Source organism: Sphingomonas sp. S2M10, from assembly GCF_012650175.1.
In the GTDB taxonomy this organism is placed as follows: domain Bacteria; phylum Pseudomonadota; class Alphaproteobacteria; order Sphingomonadales; family Sphingomonadaceae; genus Sphingomonas.
On the sequence record NZ_JAAILI010000067.1, the window covers coordinates 1 to 19,561 of the forward strand.

25 protein-coding genes are annotated in these 19,561 nt (G+C 68.0%); 15 read left to right on the forward strand and 10 right to left on the reverse strand.

The features are described 5' to 3' along the window. Window positions 1-323 (forward strand): energy transducer TonB (locus S2M10_RS16430; RefSeq protein WP_168847022.1); only part of this gene is annotated, 323 nt, incomplete at its 5' end. A gap of 159 nt (window positions 324-482) precedes the next feature. On the opposite strand, the gene S2M10_RS16435 is transcribed toward S2M10_RS16430, so the two are convergent. Continuing rightward, complete coding sequence (locus S2M10_RS16435) at window positions 483-776, reverse strand: 4a-hydroxytetrahydrobiopterin dehydratase (RefSeq protein WP_168847023.1); 294 nt, start codon at window positions 774-776, stop codon at window positions 483-485. A 50-nt stretch (window positions 777-826) separates the two neighbouring features. Here S2M10_RS16435 and S2M10_RS16440 point away from each other — a divergent pair, with 50 nt between their 5' ends. The 3 genes from S2M10_RS16440 to S2M10_RS16450 are packed head-to-tail and all read left to right on the forward strand — an operon-like array spanning window position 827 to window position 2,429. Beyond that, entirely contained in the window at window positions 827-1,231 is a 405-nt protein-coding gene (locus S2M10_RS16440; RefSeq protein WP_211091097.1) for a metallopeptidase family protein, read from the forward strand. Beyond that, on the forward strand, window positions 1,228-1,797 hold the full coding sequence (gene ccmA / locus S2M10_RS16445) for a heme ABC exporter ATP-binding protein CcmA (RefSeq protein ID WP_168847025.1): 570 nt from the start codon (window positions 1,228-1,230) through the stop codon (window positions 1,795-1,797). The genes S2M10_RS16440 and ccmA overlap by 4 nt, the downstream gene beginning before the upstream one ends. After that, window positions 1,794-2,429, forward strand: coding sequence for a heme exporter protein CcmB (locus S2M10_RS16450; RefSeq protein WP_168847026.1), 636 nt, complete (start codon window positions 1,794-1,796; stop codon window positions 2,427-2,429). Before ccmA ends, S2M10_RS16450 begins: the two co-directional genes overlap by 4 nt. Window positions 2,430-2,711: 282 nt before the next feature. Here the strand turns inward: S2M10_RS16450 and pyk are convergent, their stop codons facing one another. Beyond that, a complete protein-coding gene (gene pyk, locus S2M10_RS16455) occupies window positions 2,712-4,181 on the reverse strand; it encodes a pyruvate kinase (protein ID WP_168847027.1) in 1,470 nt (489 codons plus the stop codon). A gap of 72 nt (window positions 4,182-4,253) precedes the next feature. On the opposite strand from pyk, the gene S2M10_RS16460 reads away from it, so the two are divergent. The 5 genes from S2M10_RS16460 (at window position 4,254) to ruvC (ending at window position 6,833) form a co-directional block, all read left to right on the forward strand. Continuing rightward, complete coding sequence (locus S2M10_RS16460) at window positions 4,254-4,628, forward strand: DUF1244 domain-containing protein (protein WP_168847028.1); 375 nt, start codon at window positions 4,254-4,256, stop codon at window positions 4,626-4,628. Window positions 4,629-4,768: 140 nt separating this feature from the next. Next, complete coding sequence (locus S2M10_RS16465) at window positions 4,769-5,005, forward strand: DUF2312 domain-containing protein (RefSeq protein WP_010543233.1); 237 nt, start codon at window positions 4,769-4,771, stop codon at window positions 5,003-5,005. A gap of 86 nt (window positions 5,006-5,091) precedes the next feature. Further along, on the forward strand, window positions 5,092-5,835 hold the full coding sequence (locus tag S2M10_RS16470; protein ID WP_010543234.1) for a YebC/PmpR family DNA-binding transcriptional regulator: 744 nt from the start codon (window positions 5,092-5,094) through the stop codon (window positions 5,833-5,835). A 108-nt stretch (window positions 5,836-5,943) separates the two neighbouring features. Beyond that, window positions 5,944-6,345, forward strand: coding sequence for a DUF559 domain-containing protein (locus S2M10_RS16475; RefSeq protein WP_168847029.1), 402 nt, complete (start codon window positions 5,944-5,946; stop codon window positions 6,343-6,345). Further along, on the forward strand, window positions 6,342-6,833 hold the full coding sequence (gene ruvC / locus S2M10_RS16480) for a crossover junction endodeoxyribonuclease RuvC (protein WP_168847030.1): 492 nt from the start codon (window positions 6,342-6,344) through the stop codon (window positions 6,831-6,833). The genes S2M10_RS16475 and ruvC overlap by 4 nt, the downstream gene beginning before the upstream one ends. A gap of 157 nt (window positions 6,834-6,990) precedes the next feature. On the opposite strand, the gene sdhA is transcribed toward ruvC, so the two are convergent. From sdhA to sdhC, 3 genes are read right to left on the reverse strand one after another with little or no spacing between them, the layout of a single operon-like run. Continuing rightward, window positions 6,991-8,793, reverse strand: a complete 1,803-nt coding sequence (gene sdhA, locus S2M10_RS16485; protein WP_168847031.1) for a succinate dehydrogenase flavoprotein subunit — start codon at window positions 8,791-8,793, stop codon at window positions 6,991-6,993. After that, a complete protein-coding gene (sdhD, locus tag S2M10_RS16490) occupies window positions 8,793-9,185 on the reverse strand; it encodes a succinate dehydrogenase, hydrophobic membrane anchor protein (protein WP_168847032.1) in 393 nt (130 codons plus the stop codon). The genes sdhA and sdhD overlap by 1 nt, the downstream gene beginning before the upstream one ends. Continuing rightward, the gene (gene sdhC, locus S2M10_RS16495; protein WP_168847033.1) at window positions 9,178-9,600 is read right to left on the reverse strand and encodes a succinate dehydrogenase, cytochrome b556 subunit; all 423 of its coding nucleotides are present in this window, start codon (window positions 9,598-9,600) and stop codon (window positions 9,178-9,180) included. Before sdhC ends, sdhD begins: the two co-directional genes overlap by 8 nt. Before the next feature lie 252 nt (window positions 9,601-9,852). Here sdhC and S2M10_RS23005 point away from each other — a divergent pair, with 252 nt between their 5' ends. Together S2M10_RS23005 and S2M10_RS16505 are read left to right on the forward strand one after the other, a co-directional pair. Continuing rightward, entirely contained in the window at window positions 9,853-11,178 is a 1,326-nt protein-coding gene (locus S2M10_RS23005; RefSeq protein WP_168847106.1) for a methyl-accepting chemotaxis protein, read from the forward strand. 10 nt (window positions 11,179-11,188) lie between these two features. Then, the gene (locus tag S2M10_RS16505; protein WP_168847034.1) at window positions 11,189-12,544 is read left to right on the forward strand and encodes a methyl-accepting chemotaxis protein; all 1,356 of its coding nucleotides are present in this window, start codon (window positions 11,189-11,191) and stop codon (window positions 12,542-12,544) included. A 13-nt stretch (window positions 12,545-12,557) separates the two neighbouring features. Here the strand turns inward: S2M10_RS16505 and S2M10_RS16510 are convergent, their stop codons facing one another. Next, entirely contained in the window at window positions 12,558-12,950 is a 393-nt protein-coding gene (locus S2M10_RS16510) for a RidA family protein (RefSeq protein WP_168847035.1), read from the reverse strand. Between the two features lie 146 nt (window positions 12,951-13,096). Here S2M10_RS16510 and S2M10_RS16515 point away from each other — a divergent pair, with 146 nt between their 5' ends. From S2M10_RS16515 to S2M10_RS16530, 4 genes are all read left to right on the forward strand, one after another. Then, window positions 13,097-13,693, forward strand: coding sequence for a TetR/AcrR family transcriptional regulator (locus S2M10_RS16515; RefSeq protein ID WP_247650865.1), 597 nt, complete (start codon window positions 13,097-13,099; stop codon window positions 13,691-13,693). Window positions 13,694-13,791: 98 nt separating this feature from the next. After that, the gene (locus S2M10_RS16520; RefSeq protein ID WP_247650866.1) at window positions 13,792-14,451 is read left to right on the forward strand and encodes a DUF2490 domain-containing protein; all 660 of its coding nucleotides are present in this window, start codon (window positions 13,792-13,794) and stop codon (window positions 14,449-14,451) included. Between the two features lie 51 nt (window positions 14,452-14,502). After that, window positions 14,503-15,207 carry an SDR family oxidoreductase gene (locus tag S2M10_RS16525; protein ID WP_168847037.1) on the forward strand — a complete coding sequence of 235 codons (705 nt, stop codon included), beginning with the start codon at window positions 14,503-14,505 and terminating at the stop codon, window positions 15,205-15,207. Next, complete coding sequence (locus S2M10_RS16530; RefSeq protein WP_168847038.1) at window positions 15,197-16,138, forward strand: 50S ribosomal protein L11 methyltransferase; 942 nt, start codon at window positions 15,197-15,199, stop codon at window positions 16,136-16,138. The genes S2M10_RS16525 and S2M10_RS16530 overlap by 11 nt, the downstream gene beginning before the upstream one ends. Window positions 16,139-16,336: 198 nt before the next feature. On the opposite strand, the gene S2M10_RS16535 is transcribed toward S2M10_RS16530, so the two are convergent. From S2M10_RS16535 to queA, 4 genes are read right to left on the reverse strand one after another with little or no spacing between them, the layout of a single operon-like run. Then, window positions 16,337-17,020: an HAD hydrolase-like protein gene (locus tag S2M10_RS16535; protein ID WP_168847039.1), complete on the reverse strand. Its 684-nt coding sequence runs from the start codon at window positions 17,018-17,020 to the stop codon at window positions 16,337-16,339. Further along, window positions 16,995-17,954 (reverse strand): cation diffusion facilitator family transporter, encoded by a 960-nt coding sequence (locus S2M10_RS16540; RefSeq protein WP_168847040.1) that lies wholly within the window; start codon window positions 17,952-17,954, stop codon window positions 16,995-16,997. Before S2M10_RS16540 ends, S2M10_RS16535 begins: the two co-directional genes overlap by 26 nt. 58 nt (window positions 17,955-18,012) lie before the next feature. After that, entirely contained in the window at window positions 18,013-18,513 is a 501-nt protein-coding gene (locus S2M10_RS16545) for an EF-hand domain-containing protein (protein WP_168847041.1), read from the reverse strand. Window positions 18,514-18,523: 10 nt separating this feature from the next. After that, the gene (gene queA, locus S2M10_RS16550; protein ID WP_168847042.1) at window positions 18,524-19,555 is read right to left on the reverse strand and encodes a tRNA preQ1(34) S-adenosylmethionine ribosyltransferase-isomerase QueA; all 1,032 of its coding nucleotides are present in this window, start codon (window positions 19,553-19,555) and stop codon (window positions 18,524-18,526) included. Window positions 19,556-19,561: the final 6 nt, after the last annotated feature.

The window sequence follows — 19,561 nt, forward strand, 5'->3', positions numbered from 1 at the left end:
GCAATGGCCCGGGCGGTGGGGGCGGGGTGCCGCTCCGCTGGATCGGCGGCGGGATCAGCGATGCCGATTATCCGCGGGCCGCGCTCGACGCCGGGGCCAGCGGCACGGTGGGGCTGCGCTTCGTGGTGGGCGTGAACGGTCGCGTGTCGAGCTGCACGGTGACGCGGTCGAGCGGCAATCGCGACCTCGACGAGACGACCTGCAAGCTGATCCGCAAGCGCTTCCGCTATGTGCCGAGCAGGGATGCGGCGGGGCGGCCCTATCCCGATACGGTGACCGGCGAGCATCGCTGGTATCTGTACGAGCGGCCGGATGGGGCGTGAGCTAGTCCAAAACCTCCCCTGAAAGGGGCGGTGGCATGCCGAAGGCATGACGGAGGGGTGTCCCGGCCGGTGAGGGCGGTTCCCGTCACCAGCGGGGACACCCCCTCCACCACCGCCTTCGGCGGTTGTCCCCCTCCCCCTCCGGGGGAGGATCGAAACCTACCCCGCCACCAGCGCGTCGATCGCCGCGGCCAGTTGCAGGTCCCTTGTCGACAGCCCGCCCGCATCATGCGTGGTCAGCAGGATGTCGACCCGGTTCCACACATTGGACCATTCGGGATGATGGTCCGCCTTCTCGGCGATCAGCGCGACGCGAGTCATGAAGCCGAACGCTTCGGTGAAATCGGCGAAGAGGAAACGGCGGGTAATCGCGTCGCGCCCCGGCTCGTAATCCCAGGCCGGCAGGGCCGCGAGCGATTCCTCGCGCAGGCCGTCGGTCAAACGCGCTACCATTGCATTCCCCTCCTTGCAGCTTCTCTGCCGCTCCGCCTATGCATTCGGCCATGCCGGAGCAAGCGCCAACCTTCGCCCCCGATGCGGCCCTGATCGAACGGCTCGCCCGCGCCGCGCTGGCCCGCATCCCCGAACCCTTCCAGACGCATCTCGCCGATGTGGTGCTGCTGGTCGAGGAGTTCGCCGACGAAGAGACGCTCGACGCGCTCGGCATCGACGATCCCTTTGCGCTCAGCGGCCTCTATCATGGCCGGCCGATCGGCGAGAAATCGGCGTTCGATTCGGGCGGGCTGCCCGACCGTATCCACCTCTATCGCCGTGCCATCCTCGACGAGTGGGTAGAGACCGGGGAATCGCTCGAACGGCTGGTCCACCATGTCGTGGTCCATGAGGTGGGCCATCACTTCGGCCTGTCCGACGACGACATGCACGCGCTGGAAGACGCTGCCGATTGAACCCCGGCCTCGCCTTTGACGCCGTGACGTGCCTGCGCGGCGGGCGAATCCTGTTCGAGGCGCTCTGCTTTACGCTCGCGCCCGGGGACGCCGGGCTGGTGCTGGGCCCGAACGGCGTCGGCAAGTCGAGCCTGATCCGCATCGCCGCCGGTCTGCTCGCGCCGCTGGGCGGCCGGGTGACGGGCGAGGGCGCACGCGCGCTGCTCAGCGAAACCGCCGCGCTGGATGCGGAGCGGACGCTGGCGGGCGCGCTCGGCTTCTGGGCCGGGCTCGACGGGCGCGGGGACGCGGTCGCCGATGCGCTGGACGCAGTGGGGCTGGCGGACATTGCCGATGTGCCGGTGCGGCTGCTCTCGACCGGCCAGCGGCGGCGCGCGGCCTTTGCGCGCGTGTTGGCGAGCGGCGCGCCGGTCTGGCTGCTCGACGAGCCCGGCAACGGCCTCGATACCGCTTCGGTCGCCATGCTGGAAGCGCGGATCGCCGCGCACCGCGCCGGCGGCGGCATCGTGCTGGTGGCGACGCACCAGCCGATCGCGCTGCCGGATGCGCGGGAGATCGCGTTGTGATCGCGCTGGTGTGGCGCGAGCTGCGGCGGGCGTGGAGCAGCGGCGGGCTGGTGCTGCCGATCGCCTTCTTCCTGCTCGTCGCGATCCTGTTCCCCTTCGCGGTGGGCCCCGGCGGACGGCTGCTCGCGCGGATCGGCGGCGGGGTGATCTGGGCGGCGGCGCTGCTCGCCGCGCTGCTGCCGGTGGAGCGGCTGGTGACGCCCGATGCCGAGAGCGGCGTGCTCGACCAGCTGGTGGTGCGCGGCTTTTCGGACGCGGGGATCGCCGCGGCGAAGATGCTGGGGCACTGGCTGGGCTTCGGGCCCGCGCTGCTGGCGGCGACCTGTGTCGCGGCCGCGTTGCTGCACGTGCCGGGCTCGGCGCTGGGCACGATCCTGCTCGGGCTGGCCATCGGTACGCCGGGACTGGCGGCGCTGGGCGTGGCCACGGCGGCGCTGGTGGCGGGATTGCGCGGTGCGGGCGCGCTGGCGGGGCTGGTGATGCTGCCCTTCGCGGTGCCGCTGCTGATCTTCGGCGCGGGCGCCACCGGCGGCGCGCCCGGCGCGATCAAGCTGCTTGCGGCGATCAGCCTGGTGCTGGTGGCGGGCTGCCCCTTCGTCGCCGGTGCGGCGATGCGCATGGGGCGCGGGTAGGGAGGTGTATCAATCCGTCGATCCTCCCCCTTGACGCAGGGCGATCGCATAGGGAGCCAAGGGCCGGCGGCATCTCAAAGGAACCATCGTCATTCCCGAGAAGGCGGGAATCCATTGGCCTGTGCGCGGGGGGAAAGAACCTCGGCATCAGCGCCAATGGATCCCCGCCTTCGCGGGGATGACGAGGTATTTTGGCCCTATGCGATAGTGCTGCCCCTCTCCCTCCCACCGCCTGCGGCGGTGGGCCCTCCCTCTCCCCGGTGGGGAGAGGGAGCAAAGGCCTCAGTTCCCTTCCGGGCCCGTATAGTTGGCCAGCTCGTCGCCGAGCAGCGTCACCACGTGCAGGACGTTGGTCGAGCCCGGCGTCTTGAACGGCACGCCGGCGCAGACGATCACCCGGTCGCCCGCCTTGGCGAGGCCGTGGCGCAGCGCCATGCGCTTGGCCTTGGCGACCATCTCCTCGAACGATTCGACGTCGCGCGTCTGCACCGCATGGGTGCCCCAGAGCAGGCCCAGCCGCCGCGCGGTGTCGCGCTCCGGAGTCAGCACCAGGATCGGCACCAGCGGCCGTTCGCGCGCGATGCGGCGCGCGGTCGAGCCCGAGCTGGTGAAGCAGATGATTGCCGAGGCCGAAACCGTCGCCGCGATGTTCTTCGCCGCCTCCGCCAGCGCGTCGGCGGTCGTCGGGTCCGGCTTGGTGACGGTGAAGTGGACGCGGTCGCCATGCGCCGGATCGCGCTCCACCGCATCGGCGATCGAGTTCATCATCGACACCGACTCGACCGGCCACTTGCCCGCGGCGCTTTCGGCCGAGAGCATGATCGCGTCGGCACCGTCATACACCGCGGTCGCCACGTCCGACACTTCGGCGCGGGTGGGCGAGGGGCTCTCGATCATCGATTCGAGCATCTGCGTCGCGACGATCACCGGGCGACCCAGACGGCGCGCCGATTCGACGATCCGCTTCTGCAACGGCGGCACGGTCTGCGGCGGCAGCTCGACGCCGAGATCGCCGCGGGCGACCATCACGCCGTCGCACTGTTCGAGGATTTCCTCCAGGCGCGCGATGGCCGAGGGCTTCTCGATCTTGGCGAGCAGCGCCGCCTTGCCGCCGATCAGGCGGCGGGCCTCCATCAGATCCTCGGGGCGCTGGACGAAGCTGAGCGCGATCCAGTCGGCACCCTGTTCCACTGCGAAGCTGAGGTCGCTGCGGTCCTTCTCGGTCAACGCTGCCAGCGGCAGCACCATGTCCGGTACGTTCAGGCCCTTGTTGTTCGACAGCGCGCCGCCGACTTCCACGATCGTGGTGAGCCGGTCGGGTGCCACGGCGGTCACGCGCAGCACCAGCTTGCCGTCGTCGAGCAGCAGGCGGGCATCGGGATGGGCGGCTTCGAAGATTTCGCGGTGCGGCAGCTCGACGCGGGTGGCGTCGCCCGGGGTGGGATCGCGGTCCAGCGTGAACTGATGGCCGGTGACCAGCATCACCTTGCCCTCGGCGAACTTGCCGACGCGGAGCTTCGGCCCCTGAAGATCGGCGAGGATCGTGGTCGGGCGGCCGGTGGTCGCCTCCATGCCGCGGATCGCCTCGAACAGCGGGATCTTCGAGGCCTGGTCGCCATGGCTCATATTGATGCGGAACGCATCGGCGCCGGCGCGGAACAGCTTCTCGATCATTTCGGGGGACGCGCTGGCCGGTCCCAAAGTTGCCAGGACGCGCACCTTGCGCGAGCGGGGGGAGATCGCCTGTGTCATCGTTGTCTTCCTCGGCTTGTGCGTGCCCGCCTCTAGCCACATATGCGTTAACATCAACTGCGGAGGTGCCGAATGGATGAACTAGATCGACTGGACGACGCAACAGCGGCCAAAGCGTTCCGCCGGCTGGTGCGCCATCTGCGGCACCGGCATGATGCGCAGAACATTGATCTGATGGCGCTTTCCGGCTTCTGCCGGAACTGCCTGGGCGACTGGATTCACGAGGCGGACCCGAACATCGCCAAGGCCGACGCGCGCCGAATCGTGTACGGCATGGATCAGGCCGAATGGAAGGCGAAGTACCAGGGCGAGGCCACGCCGGAGCAGCTGGCGCGCATGGAAGAGAGCCTGAAGAAGAACGAGGGCCGCGACGAGGCGCTCGACGAGGCGCTGGACGAATCGTTCCCGGCCAGCGATCCGCCGGCGATGACCGAGCCGGGCCGCTGACGCTTCGCGGGGCTTGAGCGGGAGCGCGCGCTTCTTTAAGCGCGCGTTTTCATCTCTTCCTTCCGGAACGGCTGGGCGACCCGACACGTGATTCGCGGCGCCCGTGCCGTCCGCGTCACGTTTCAGGAGCCAGAACACCCATGTCCGACAATATTTCCGCCGAGCAGCTCCGCCTCCTGATCGAGCGTGTCGAGCGTCTCGAAGAGGAGAAGAAGGGCATCGCCGACGACATCAAGGACGTCTATGCCGAAGCCAAGTCGACCGGCTTCGACGTCAAGACGATGCGCACCATTGTCCGCCTGCGGAAGATGGAAAAGCATCACCGCGAAGAGGCCGAGATGCTGCTCGAGACCTACAAGCAGGCGCTGGGCATCTAAGTCCGCCGCGATGGCGCTCGCCGGCCTTCCGCGCTAAGGCGAGCGCCTTCCACCTTCCTCCAGACCGCAGGCAGTTCGGGTTCACCATGGCAGGCCATTCCAAATTCAAGAACATCATGCACCGCAAGGGCGCGCAGGATAAGAAGCGCTCGGCGATGTTCTCCAAGCTCAGCCGCGAAATCACCGTGGCGGCGAAGATGGGTCTGCCGGACCCGGACATGAACCCGCGCCTGCGCGCCGCGATCAACGCCGCCAAGGCGCAGTCGATGCCCAAGGACAATATCCAGCGCGCGATCGACAAGGCGAGCAAGGGCGAAGGCGATAACTACGAAGAGATCCGCTACGAGGGCTTCGGCCCGGCGGGCGTGTCGCTGATCATCGAGGCGCTGACCGACAACCGCAACCGTACCGCCACCAACGTGCGCACCGCGGTGTCGAAGAACGGCGGCAACCTCGGCACGGCGGGTTCGGTGAGCCATGGCTTCGATCGCCTGGGCCTGATCTCCTATCCGGCGAGCGCCGGCGATGCCGAGAAGGTGTTCGAGGCGGCGCTGGAAGCGGGTGCCGAGGACGTGACCAGCAGCGAGGACGGCCACGAGATCTGGACCGCGCAAGGGGACCTGCACGAAGTCGCCAAGGCGCTGGAGCCGGTGCTGGGCGAGTCCGAAGGCGCGAAGCTCGCCTGGCGTCCGCAGACCATGGTGACGGTGGGCGCGGACGACGCGGCGACTTTGTTCAAGCTGCTCGACGCGCTGGATGACGACGACGATGTGCAGACGGTATGGGGGAATTACGAGATCCCCGACGACGTGATGGAGAAGCTGGGCTGATCTTCAACCTAAGCCCCTCCCCTTCAGGGGAGGGGTTGGGGTGGGGGCTGACCGAGTAGCCAAGCGCCCCGCCGGTGGTGCATCCTGTTTTCCAAGGGGAGGGCAGGGATGGTCACCGAGGACGAACTATACGCCAGAGCGCGCGAAATGCGGCGTAATCCTACCGAGCTGGAGAAGCGGCTCTGGCGGCATCTCTCCAACACCCAGCTTGGGCATAAATTTCGTCGCCAGCAGGTGATCTTCCCGTACATCTGCGATTTCTTCTGTCCCGCGAAAGGGCTGGTGATCGAAGTCGACGGCGACACGCATGATCCGGTTTATGACGAACGCCGCGACGCGTACCTTCTCAGCCAAGGATTTCTTGCCCTGCATTTCTCCAACCATGACGTGTTCGACAATATGGATGGCGTGCTCGCGGCGATCGTCGACGCTCTCAAAAACCGTCCAGATCGCTGGTCTGTCATGCCCCACCCCAACCCCTCCCCTGAAGGGGAGGGGCTAAGCGCGTGATCATCCTGGGCCTTGATCCCGGCCTGGGCACCACCGGCTGGGGGCTGATCCGTGCCGAGGGCAACCGGCTCAGCCATGCCGGCCACGGCAAGCTCGTCACCGACACCAAGGCCACGCTGCCGCGCCGGCTCGCCCATCTCGATGCGATGCTCGCCGCGCTGATCGCCGATCATGCGCCCGAGGCGGCTGCGGTCGAGGAAGTGTTCGTCAATTCCAACGCGCAGTCGACGCTCAAGCTCGGCCAGGCGCGCGGGGTGGTGCTGTGCGCCGCGGCGCGGGTGGGGATCGATGTCGGCGAGTACAAGCCGAGTACGGTCAAGAAATCCGTCGTCGGCGTCGGCAATGCCGACAAGGCGCAAGTCCATGCGATGGTCTCGCGGCTGCTGCCGGGGGTGAAGATCGTCGGCGCCGATGCCGCCGACGCGCTGGCGGTGGCGATCTGCCATGCGCATCATCTGGCGAGTGCGCGGTTCGGGGTGCTTCGGTAGCTAGCTGCCACCACGCACCCTCACCCTCCTCACTGCCTTCGGCGGCGGAGGCGCGTAGCGCCGGAAGGGTGACGGTGTGGGGTTCAAACGACCCCAACCAAACGAAAAGGCCGGAGCGTCGCCGCCCCGGCCTCCTCTAACCCATCCGCAAACCGGATCAGTACACCCGCTTCTTCGGCTTGATATAGTCGATCGCGTCGGTGAGCGTGTAGTCGTGGACCGGGCGGTAATCGATGTCGGTCTTGCCGCCCTTGCCGCCCCAGCCGTCGAACGTCGCGATGGTGTGCTTCATCCAGCCGGCGTCGTCGCGCTCGGGGAAGTCCTCGTGCATGTGCGCGCCGCGGCTTTCCTTGCGATTGATCGCGCTGCGGATCGTCACCATCGCCTGGCCGAGCAGGTTGTCCAGCTCCAGCGTCTCGACGAGATCGGTGTTCCAGATGAGCGAGCGATCGCTGACATGCACATCCTCCAGGCCCTTGTAGACCTGCTCCATGTGCGTCACGCCCTCGGCCATCAGCTCCTCGGTGCGGAACACGGCGCAGTGGCGCTGCATCGTCTTCTGCATGTCGGCGCGCAGCTGCGCGGTGCGGGTGCCGCCATTGGCGTTGCGGAAATGGTCGAGGCGACCCAGCGCCAGCGCTTCCGAATCCTTCGGCAGCGGGTGGTGCGGGGTGTTCGGCTTGAGGATGTCGACGATCCGCTTGCCGGTCGCGCGGCCGAACACCACGAGGTCGATCAGCGAGTTGGAGCCGAGGCGGTTGGCACCGTGCACCGAGACGCAGGCCGCTTCGCCGACCGCGAACAGGCCGGGGACCACCGCATCCGGGTTGCCGTCCTTCAGATGGACGACTTCGCCGTGATAGTTGGTCGGGATGCCGCCCATATTATAGTGGACGGTCGGCACCACCGGCAGCGGCTGGCGGGTGAGGTCGACGCCGGCGAAGACCTTGCCGGTCTCGGTGATGCCGGGCAGGCGCTCGGCCAGGATCTTCGGGTCGATATGGTTGAGGTGAAGGAAGATATGGTCCTTCTCCTTGCCCACGCCGCGGCCCTCGCGGATCTCCATCGCCATCGAGCGCGACACGACGTCGCGGCTGGCGAGATCCTTGGCCGAGGGGGCGTAGCGCTCCATGAAGCGCTCACCCTCGGAGTTGGTGAGATAGCCGCCTTCGCCGCGCGCACCCTCGGTGATCAGCACGCCCGCGCCGTAGATGCCGGTCGGGTGGAACTGGACGAACTCCATGTCCTGCAGCGGCAGGCCGGCGCGGAGCACCATCGCGTTGCCGTCGCCGGTGCAGGTGTGCGCCGAGGTGGCCGACTGGTAGACGCGGCCATAGCCGCCCGTCGCCAGCACCACCGCATGGCTGCGGAAGCGGTGGATCGAGCCGTCTTCCATGCACAGCGCGATCACGCCGCGGCACTCGCCATTTTCCATGATCAGGTCGAGCGCGAAATATTCGATGAAGAAGTCCGCGTCGTACTTCAGGCTCTGCTGGTACAGCGTGTGCAGCATCGCGTGGCCGGTACGATCCGCCGCGGCGCAGGTGCGCTGCGCGGGCGGGCCTTCGCCCATGTTCTGCATCATGCCGCCGAACGGGCGCTGGTAGATCTTGCCCTCGTCGGTGCGGCTGAACGGCATGCCGGCATGTTCGAGCTCGTACACCGCGGCCGGCGCCTCGCGGGTCAGATACTCGATCGCGTCCTGGTCGCCGAGCCAGTCGGAGCCCTTGACGGTGTCGTACATGTGCCAGGTCCAGTGGTCCGGACCCATGTTGCCGAGGCTGGCGGCGATGCCGCCCTGCGCCGCGACCGTGTGGCTGCGCGTCGGGAACACCTTGGTGATGCAGGCGGTCTTGAGGCCCGACTGCGCCACTTCCATCACCGCGCGGAGGCCCGAGCCCCCTGCGCCGACGACGACGGTGTCATAGATATGGTCGATAATCTTGTAGGCGGCGGACATCAGGCAGCCACTCCGGTGGTGGTGAAGGCGATCTTCAGGATCGAGAAGATCGCGAGCACGCGGACGGTGATCGTGAAATATTCGAGCAGGACCAGCAGCACGAAGCGGCTCTCGTCGTGCTGATAGTCCTCGATCACGACCTGGAGGCCGTGACGGAAGTGGAAGGTGACGCTGAGCACCAGGAGGATCAGCGGCACGGCGACCAGCGGCTGGCCGATCCAGGCGACCATCGTCGCATAGTCATAGGCAGGCAGCAGCGCGATCGAGACGATCAGCCACAGCACCAGCAGCAGGTTCGACCCGGCCGAAACCTTGTGCTTCCACCATTCGCCCGCGCCTTCATGCGCCGAGCCGAGGCCGCGCACGCGACCGAGCTGGGTTCCGTTACCCATTCGCCTTCTCCAGAAGCACGACCCAGAAGATCGCGGTGGCGAGGATGCTGACCGCGAAGGTGGTGAGCGCGCTGCGCTTGTTCGCGCGCAGCTCGAAATTCGCGCCGGCGTCGAGGAACAGATGGCGCACGCCCGAGGCCATGTGCTGGAAGAAGGACAGGCTCATCCCGATCCCGACGATATAGCCGAGGATGTTGAGCTTGCCGTTCGACAGCGTGAACACGTCGAGGAACGTCGCATAGGCATCCGGGCCATAGGCGAGCGCGACCAGCCACCAGACGAACAGCCCGGTGCCCACGGTCGCCATGCCGGAGCCGGTGGCGCGGTGGAGGATCGAGACCGCCATGTGCGGTCCCCAGGTATAGATGCCGAGATGCGGCGACAGCGGTCGTGCCGTGTTGCGGACGTTGGCCAACGATAAATCCTTTCGGTCGACGCGGGCTTCCTTAATCCCGCCAGACGAGGATGCAAGACGGATTGCCCTTAGGTTCAGCCGGGCGGTGGACGCAAGATGATGCGGGGCGGCAGTGGCGCACAGGCTCCTAACCGGCTCTTAACCACTGGACCGGCATAGCTTGTCCGGATGGGCCGAGGCACGGCCGCCGACCGGGGAAAAAAGTACGTGAGCGATTCGGTTTCCACCCAGGCGCTTGCCGCCGCCGGCACGATGAGCGCGCGGATCGACGTGGCGGCGCGGCTGCACGTGTTCGACTTCGAAGGCTCGCTGCAGCAGTCGAGCCGCGAATGCTGGGAAGTGCTGGAGCCGGAAATCGAAGCGGTTTCCGCCGCCTATTGGCATCAATGGGTGCGCTGCTTCCCCGAGGAGCGCGACTGGGCGCCCTCCGACACGGCAAAGATGATCGATGTGGGCGTGGTGTTCCTGCGCAGCCGCTTCCTGGAGACGACGACCAAGATCTGGATCGAATCGATCGAGCGTTCGGTCGCCGCCGCCTATGATCAGGGCGTGCCGCCGATGGCGCTGCTGTCGATGATCAGCGCCAGCGACCGGGCAGCGCTGGAAGTGCTGATCCGCAGGACCGGGGGCGCCGATCCTCGGCTGCCGGTGCTGGTCGACACGCTGATGCGGCTGTCCGCGCTGGAAGCCGACATCACCGTCGAAATCTACAACATGTACCGCGAGCACAGCGCCCAGGTGGCGCGCGACCGGCTGGCCAGCGAGTTCCGCGACTCGATCGGTGCGACCGTCGAGCAGGCATCGCGCGGCGGCGAGGAACTGCGCGGCCAGGCGGTGCATACCTCGGCCTCGGCGCGTGGCATGCTCGGCAAGGCCAGCGAAGTCGCGGCGGCGGCCGAACAGTCGGCGGTGGCGATGCGTGAGGCGGCGATGACCGCCGCCGGGCTGATCCGCGCGATCGAGGATGCGCGGACCGAAGTCGAAGCCGCGGCGGCGATCGCCACGCGCGCGAGCGGCCAGGCAACCGACGCGGTGGGGATGAGCGAAATGCTGTCCGACCATGCCAAGTCGATCGAATCGATCCTTGGGCTGATCCGCGACATTGCGGGGCAGACCAATCTCCTGGCCCTGAACGCGACCATCGAGGCGGCGCGGGCGGGCGATGCCGGGCGCGGCTTCGCGGTGGTGGCGCAGGAGGTGAAAAGCCTCGCCAGCCAGACCGCGCGCGCGACCGACGACATCGCCGCCAAGATCGCCGCGATCCAGTCCGCCACGCGCTCGACGGTGGAGACCAACGCCTCGATCCGCGCGACCGTTTCCGAAGTGCAGGAAAGCGCCAACCGCATCCGCACCGCGATGGAAGTGCAGGCGCAGACCGTCACCGCGATCACCGCGGCGGTGGACGAGACCGCGCTGGCAGCCGACTCGATGTCTGCCACGATCAGCGCGATCCGTGCGGACACCGAAGCGGTCGCTTCCGAAATCGATCGCGTGGGTCAAGGCTTCGCGGCGCTCGACGCGCAGCTCGGCACGCTGAAGGGCAGCGCCGGCGATTTCGTCGCCAAAGTCGCAGCCTGAGGAGAGGGGCATGACGGCAGTACGGCAACCCGGGCAATGGAGCGGCGGGACGCGTTCGCTGGGCGAACACCGTCAGGACTATGACTGGGACGGCACGCTGCTTGCCAGCTGCGCGGAGATCGCCGCGCTGATCGACGACATGCACGAGACGATCTCGCGCCGTTGCCAGCAGCATCTGTTGCGCAACCGCATGTCCAGCCGGATGCGCGCCGAGATCGACTCCGAAGCGCATGTGGCGGACGGGGCGCGCTACGACCGGCTGAAATTCGAGCAGCCGTTCAGCGAGGAATGGGCGCAGATGGTCTGCGACTATGCCGCGCGCACCTATGTCATGGGCGTGCCGCTGCCGGTGCTGATCTCGCATTTCGCCTATGCGCACAGCCAGACGCTCGACGTGCTGCGGCACAAGGTCGACGGCGATCTGGACCGCTATGCCCGGCTCAGCGACGCCGTGCAGCGCCTTGCCATGGCAGAGGTGGACCTGATGGCCGCGCATCTCGGCGCGCGCGATGCCGAGTCGGTACACGACGAACGCCGCGCGCGATCGGACCAGTTCCGCGCGAGCATCGCCGAATCGATCGAGGGCGCGACGATGCTCGGCAATCGCATCCGGGTGCAGGCGCAAGGCGCCTCCAGCGCCGCGCGCGGCATGCTGGGCAAGGCGAGCGAAGTCGCGGCGGCGGCCGAGCAGTCGGCGGTGGCGATGCGTGAGGCGGCGATGACCGCCGCCGGGCTGATCCGCGCGATCGAGGATGCGCGGACCGAAGTCGAAGCCGCGGCAGGGATCGCGACGCGCGCTCTGGGGCAGGCGAGCGAGGCGGTGGGAACGAGCGAGATGCTGTCCGACCACGCCAAGTCGATCGAATCGATCCTCGGGCTGATCCGCGACATCGCCGGGCAGACCAACCTGCTGGCGCTCAACGCGACGATCGAGGCGGCGCGGGCCGGCGATGCCGGGCGCGGCTTCGCGGTGGTGGCGCAGGAAGTGAAGAGCCTCGCCAGCCAGACCGCGCGCGCGACCGACGACATTGCCGCCAAGATCGCGGCGATCCAGTCCGCCACGCGCTCGACGGTCGAAACCAGCGCCTCGATCCGCGAGACCGTTTCCGAGGTGCAGGACAGCGCCAACCGCATCCGCACCGCGATGGAGGTCCAGGCGCAGACCGTGACCGCGATCACCGCCGCCGTGGACGAGACCGCGCTCGCGGCGGATTCGATGTCCGCCACGATCGGCGCGATCCGCGAGGACACCAAGAGCGTCACCAGCGAGATCGACACGCTCCAGCACGACGTGACCGAAGTGGACGACCGCCTGAACCAGCTGCGCGCGGCGGCAGAGGACTTCTCGACAGCGGTGGCGGCCTGAACCCCGCGCGGGATCAGGCCGTGGGAATGCGGGCGACGACCTTGATCTCGAAGTCGTAGCCGGCGAGCCAGTTCACCCCCACCGCGGTCCAGCTGGGAAAGGGCGTTTGGGGGAAGGCATCGGCCTTGCACGCCATGATCGTCGGGAACTGGGTTTCCGGATCGGTGTGGAAGGTCGTCACGTCGACGACATCGTCGAAGCTGCAGCCGGCGGCGGCGAGCACTGCCTCAAGATTGCGGAACGCCTGCCGCACCTGGTTTTCGAAGCCCGGCACTGGCTCGCCGTCCACACCGCTGCCGACCTGGCCGGAGACGAACAGCAGCTCGCCGCTTCGAATGGCGGGCGAATAGCCGTGCTTGTCATACAGCGCATGGCGGCTCTCAATATGAATGGCGTCACGAGGCATGGGAGGATTCCTTTGCTGGGAGGTGCCGATCGGCGACGGGCTTCCGATCGTTCGTTTCCGCCTATATACGGCACGTATGTGAATAGTTGACATACGGAGCGTATGTCAAACGAAATACGGTGCGTATGTGAAAAGGAGTGACGGCCATGCCCCCCGCCAAACGCGCGCAGACGATGGCGGAGAACCGCGCCAGATTGCTGGCGGCGGCACGCCGCGCGTTCGCCGCGCAGGGGTTTGCCGAGGCTTCGATGGACGAACTGACAGCCGCTGCCGGGCTGACACGCGGCGCGCTGTACCATCACTTCGGTGACAAGAAGGGGCTGCTCGCGGCGGTGGTGTCGCAGATCGACGAGGATATGGCGGTGCGTGCGCGAAAAGCGGCGCTCGGCGCCGCGGACGATTGGGACGCCCTGATTGTCGAGGGCGTCGCCTATATCGAGATGGCGCTCGATCCGGAGATCCGGCGCATCGTGCTGCTCGACGGCCCGGCCTTCCTGGGGGATCCGTCGCAATGGCCAAGCCAGAATGCCTGTCTCGACCTGACGCAGCAAAGCCTGGCGCGGCTGGCATCGGAAGGACGACTGAAACCGGTGGACGTCGAGGCAGCGGCGCGGCTGCTGAACGGGGCGGCGCTCAACGCGGCGCTTTGGGTGGCGGCAAGCGAGGTACCGGCGGTGACGCTGCCCAAGGCGGTAGCGGCGTTCAAAGCGATGGCCGCCGGGCTGCTGGCCGCACCCCGCTAGCGCACGGGGCGCCGCACGAAAGCCGTCCCCCGCTTGCTCGCCTGTCCCGCCCGTGCCAACGCGCCCGGATGTCCCATAGCTTTCCCCTTGCCGCGTTTATGTTGCTCGCCGGTATCGTTCCCGCACGTGCGCAGCAGGAAGACCGGCAGCTGTGGGAGCAGCTCAACGTCGTGATGCCCGTTACCAAGCAGGTGCGGGTGACGCTGGAGCAGATCGCGCGCACCAGCGACCGGCAGGGGGGCATCTACACGACCGAATATGGCGGGCTGCTGGGATGGCAGATCGCCAAGGGCGTCGAGCTGGGCGTCGGCTATCGCCGGGTCGGCTATTACAATGCCAATCTCGCGGCCGACGAGGATCGCCTTCGCCAGCAGATCGTGTTCAGCCGGGGACGCCTTGCCGCGCGCTTCCGGATCGACGAGCGGTTCAGCACGGTCGGCAGCGGCATCGGCGTGCGGGTTCGCCCGCTGCTGCGCTACAATCTGCCGCTCGGCCGGCCCCGACTGGCCCTGTTCGCCAGCCATGAAAGCTTCCTGCTGCCCAACAATACCCGCTGGGGGCAGCGGGCGGGCTATGAGCGGATGCGCAACCTGCTCGGCATCGCGGTGCCGCTGGGCAAGGCGGTGGGCGCCGATATCGGCTATCTCAACCAATATCGTTTCGGGCGGAGCGGCGCACGGCCGCAGATGGACCATGCGTTGAGCGTCCAGCTGACGGTAAATCTCGGCGCGCTGGGCGTAGAGGTCCTCAACGATTGAGGCCCGCCTGCCGGGGTGACGCGCCGCCGTGCCCGCGCTAGGGCAGAGGCCATGACCACTCATATCCTCCTTACCGGCAGCAGCCGGGGTATCGGCGCGGCGACGGCGGCGCTGCTCGATGCCGATGATCGTGTCGCGCTGGTCGGCCAGGGCACGCGCAGCGGCATCCCCGCCGACTTCACCGATCCCGCCGCCCCGCAGGCGCTCTGGCAGCAGGCGCTCGACGCGCTGGACGGCCGGATCGACGTGCTGATCAACAATGCCGGCATCTTCGAGGCCAATCCGCTCGCTGCCTCTCATGACGACTGGGTCGAAGGCTGGGAGCGCACGATGCGCGTCAACCTCACCGCCTCGGCCGAGCTTTGCCGGCTGGCGGTGCGCCACTGGCAGGAGCGCGGCACCGGCGGCCGCATCGTCAACGTCGCCAGCCGCGCCGCCTATCGCGGCGACAGCCCGGCGCACTGGCATTATGCCGCCTCCAAGGCGGGCATGGTCGGCATGACCAAATCGATCGCGCGCGGCTATGCGGGCGAGGGCATCCTCGCCTTCGCGATCTGCCCCGGCTTCACCATGACCGGCATGGCCGAAGACTATCTGGCGAGCCGCGGCGGCGACAAGCTGCTGGCGGATATCCCGCTCGGCCGGGTCGCAAGTCCCGAGGAGATTGCCGCCATCGCCAAATTCTGCGCGCTCGATGCGCCGCCCTCGATGACCGGCGCGGTGCTCGACGCCAATGGAGCCAGCTATGTCCGCTGAGATCGACAGCTGGAAGGTCAGCCTGCCCTGCACGCGCGCCGAGGCCGAGGCGATCGACGCCGGCACGATCGAGATCGACGCGGTGCTCATGACCACCGAGACGGTGGAGGACGATGTCGAGCATTGGCGGCTCGATGCCTATCTGGAGCAGCAGCCCGATGCAGCGATGCTCGCGGTGCTCAAGGCGCTGGTGCCGAGCGCTGCGGGGGTCGAGCCGCAGGTCGAGGCGCTGACCGCGCAGGACTGGGTGACGCTGAGCCAGGAAGGGCTGGAGCCGATCCGCGAGGGGCGGTTCGTCGTCCACACCAGCGCGCATCCGGTGGCAGCGCCGGAGGGCGGACGCGCGTTCCTGATCGATGCCGGGCGGGCGTTCGGCACCGGGCATCATGCGACCACCTCGGGCTGCCTCGCGATGCTCGACGGCATGGCGGATCGGCGCTTCGCCAACATCATCGATATCGGCACCGGCACCGGGCTGCTGGCCTTTGCCGGCGCGCATCTCTGGCCCGAGGCCAAGGTGATGGCAACGGACATCGACCCCGCCGCGGTGGACGTGACGCGCGAGAATGCGGCGGCCAACGAAATCGCGGGTGTGGATCTGGTGGTGGCGGACGGCGCGCTGTCGGACGCGATCACCGCCCAGGCCCCTTATGATCTCGTCATCGCCAACATTCTCGCCGGGCCGCTGGTCTCGATGGCGCCCGAACTCGCCGCCATCGCGGCGCCGAACGCAACGATCGTGCTGGCCGGGCTGCTGGAGACGCAGCGGGCGCAGGTAGTCGAGGCCTTCGAGGCGTGCGGCTGCACGCTGGAGGCGGTCGACCGGCGCGGCGACTGGACGATCCTGCGGCTGGCGGCCGGCGCGGTGCGCTATGTGCCCGCAAGCCCGCCGGACCCCAAGGGCCGAGACGGCTGGGCGCTGGATATTTGAGGCCCTTGCCATCCTCCCTTTCCGAGGTGGGAATCGCAGAAGGCCACAATAGGTCGTCATTCCCGCGAAAGCGGGAATCCATTGCCCTGAACGCTGGGGGAAGGAACCTCGGCACCAGCACCAATGGATCCCCGCCTTCGCGGGGATGACGGGGGTGGTTTGCCAAGCGGTTAACGGCTTGGAGGGCGTCGCCGCGCCTCAGCCCCGGTGCTCGCGGACGTAGGACAGGATATCCTCCGGCGTGCGGAACAGCGCGTCGGGGGACATGCCGGTCAGCAGGTCTTCGGCGGCATAGCCCCACAGCACGGATCCGGCGCGCATGCCGACTTCGCGCGCGGCGTCGACGTCGCGGGTCTCGTCGCCGATCGCGAGTGCGGCGTCCGGCTCCACGCCCATCTTGCGCAGCACACGGCGGAACTTGGGGGCCTTGCCGAACAGCGACGATCCGCAGGCGTAATAATGGATCTTGGCCGCATGGCGCGGACCCAGGATCTTGCGGGCATTCTCCTCCGAATTGGAGGTGACCAGCGCCAGCTTGACGCCGCTTTCGACCAGCCGCTCCAGCAGATTGGGGGTGCCGGGGAACAGCTCGATCCGGTGCGCCTCGCGACTCACCAGCTTGCGGACGTAGCGGGCGATCCACGGCATCTTCCAGCGCGCGATGCCGAGGAACTCGATCACCTCGCGCGAGCTCTTGCGCCGGAGCATCTCCACCTCGTCGGGCGCGATCTTGCGGAAGCGGAAGCGCTCGGCAAGGTCGTTGGCGACCGAGACGAACCAGTCGCCGCTGTCGGACAGCGTGCCGTCGAAATCGAAGATGACGAGGTCCAGCGGCCGGGTCGCGATGGCGCCCGTTTCAGCCATGTCCGCTACCAGTTCCATGCATCCGGCACTCCGCCCCGTTGCCCAACTCTATCTGTACCGTGCTGTGCCCGATCCGGAAATCGTGCGCGAGCAAATGCTGAAGATGAATCAGAAATGCGTCACCCGGATGACCGTTCGGCATCACGAGATGCGCGGTCAGCGCCGCGTCGGTGGTGCTCATCGGCCAGACATGAAGATCGTGGACGCGGGTGACCCCCGGCTGGGCGAGCAGCGTGTGCTCCACCGCCTCCAGGTCGATGCGGTCCGGCACCGCCTGGAGCACCATGGTCAGCGATTCGCGCAGCAGCCCCCAGGTGCCGACAAGGATCACGACGACGACGACGAGGCTGATTGCGGGGTCGATCCACCGCAGCCCGGTCCACCAGATCAGCGCGCCGGCCAGCACCACCGCAGCGGAGACGGCGGCATCGGCGGCCATGTGCAGATAGGCGCCGCGGATGTTGATGTCGTGCTCGCGGCCGCGCGCGAAGAGCAGCGCGGTGCCGAGGTTCACGACGATGCCCGCGCCCGCCACCAGCATCACCGGGATCGGCGCCACCGCGGGCGGATCGGCCAGGCGCTGGATCGTTTCCAGCAGGATCGCGCCGATCGCGACCAGCAGCAGCAGCGCGTTGGCGAGCGCGGCGAGGATCGAAGAGGCACCCAGGCCATAGGTGAAGCGCGGCGTCGCGGGGCGCTTGCCCAGCTCCGCGCCGACCCAGGCGATCAGCAGGCCCAGCACGTCGGAAAGATTGTGGCCCGCATCGGCGAGCAGCGCCATCGATCCGGTCCAGATCCCCGCACCACCCTCGATCAGCACGAAGGCGATGTTGAGCGCGGTGCCGATCGCGAACGCGCGGCCGAAATCGCCAGGCGCATGGCTGTGGCCGTGGCCATGACCATGATGGTGTGAGTGGCCATGATGATGGCCGTGCGCGTGACTTCCCGACATGTCCGGCGATCCTAGCGGGCGTCGCCCATGTGATGCTAGCCCATCGCAACGAAAGGGTTCAGCGGCGCCCGCGCTTGCCCTTGCCGTCCGGGGGGCTGAAAGCGGGCGGGCGGATCGTCACCAGCTCGCTCCGCTCGATGACCCCGTCCTTGTTCTTGTCGAACCGCGTCCAGATCAGCGCGAAGCGATCCTGGAATTCGCCCCAGCTCACCTTGTTGTCGCCGTCGCGGTCCATCTCGAACGGGCTGGGGAGCGTGTTGCGATCGCCCATCCAGCGCAGCGACCAGTCCGAATAGGCGATATAGCCGAGGCTGCCGGCGTGCCCGCTGTCGGCGCTGTCGAAGCTGTGCTTGAGGCCCGCGTCGAACTCGGCGCGGGTGACGCGGGCGTCGCCGTCCGCATCGAATCCGGCTATCAGCAGCGCGACCGGCTCGGCGATCACCGTCGCCTGGGGCTGCGCACCCGGCGCGTTGACCGTGATCGAATCGGACGCCGCGCGATCCTGGGCCAAGGCGGGCAGGGCGGCGGTACAGGCGGCGAACAGCAGGAACGGGCGCATCGAAATCCCTTTAGCGGGCGGGCAGCAACAGGCTGGAGTCACCGTAACTGTAGAAGCGATAGCCGGTTTCGATCGCATGGGCATAGGCCGCCTGCATGCGATCCAGCCCCATCAGCGCGGAGACCAGCATGAACAGCGTCGAGCGCGGCAGATGGAAATTGGTGATCAGCCCGTCAACGCCGTTGAAGCGATAGCCGGGGGTGATGAAGATCGCGGTATCGCCTTCGAACGGCTGGATCACGCGGCGCTCGTCCGCCGCGCTTTCGAGCAGGCGCAGGCTGGTGGTGCCCACCGCGATGATGCGATTGCCGGCCGCGCGCACCGCGTTGAGGCGGTCCGCCACCTCGGGCGCGATGCGGCCCCATTCGGCGTGCATCTTATGGTCGGCGGTGTCCTCGGCCTTGACCGGCAGGAACGTGCCGGCGCCGACGTGCAGCGTCAGCGTGGTGTGGCCCATGCCGGCGGCTTCCAGCGACGCCATCAGCCCGGGCGTGAAGTGCAGCGCGGCGGTGGGGGCGGCGACGGCGCCCGGCTCGGCCGCGAACATCGTCTGGTAATCGTCCGCATCGCGCGCGTCGGTCGGCCGCTTCGAGGCGATATAGGGCGGCAGCGGCATGCGGCCGCAGCGCTCCAGCAGCAGCTCGACCGGCTCGTCGCCCTGGAAGTCGAGTGCGAAGCTGCCGTCCTCGGCGCGATCCGAGGCAAGGGCGATAGCGCCCGGCCCGAAGTCGATGGCGTCGCCGTCGCGCAGGCGCTTGGCGTTGCGGATGAAGGCGCGCCAGCGGCGCGGCCCCTCACGCTTGTGGAGCGTCGCGCCGATCCGCGCCTCGCCGCGCATGCCCTCCAGCTGGGCGGGAATCACGCGGGTGTCGTTGAACACCAGGCAGTCGCCGGGGCGAAGCTGCGCGGCGAGATCGCGGACGATTTCGTCGCGCGTCTCCGCACCGTCGAGCACGAGCAGGCGGGCGGAGTCGCGCGGGGCAGCGGGGCGCAGCGCGATCCGCTCGTTCGGCAGGTCGAAATCGAAGAGGTCGACGTTCACGGGTTT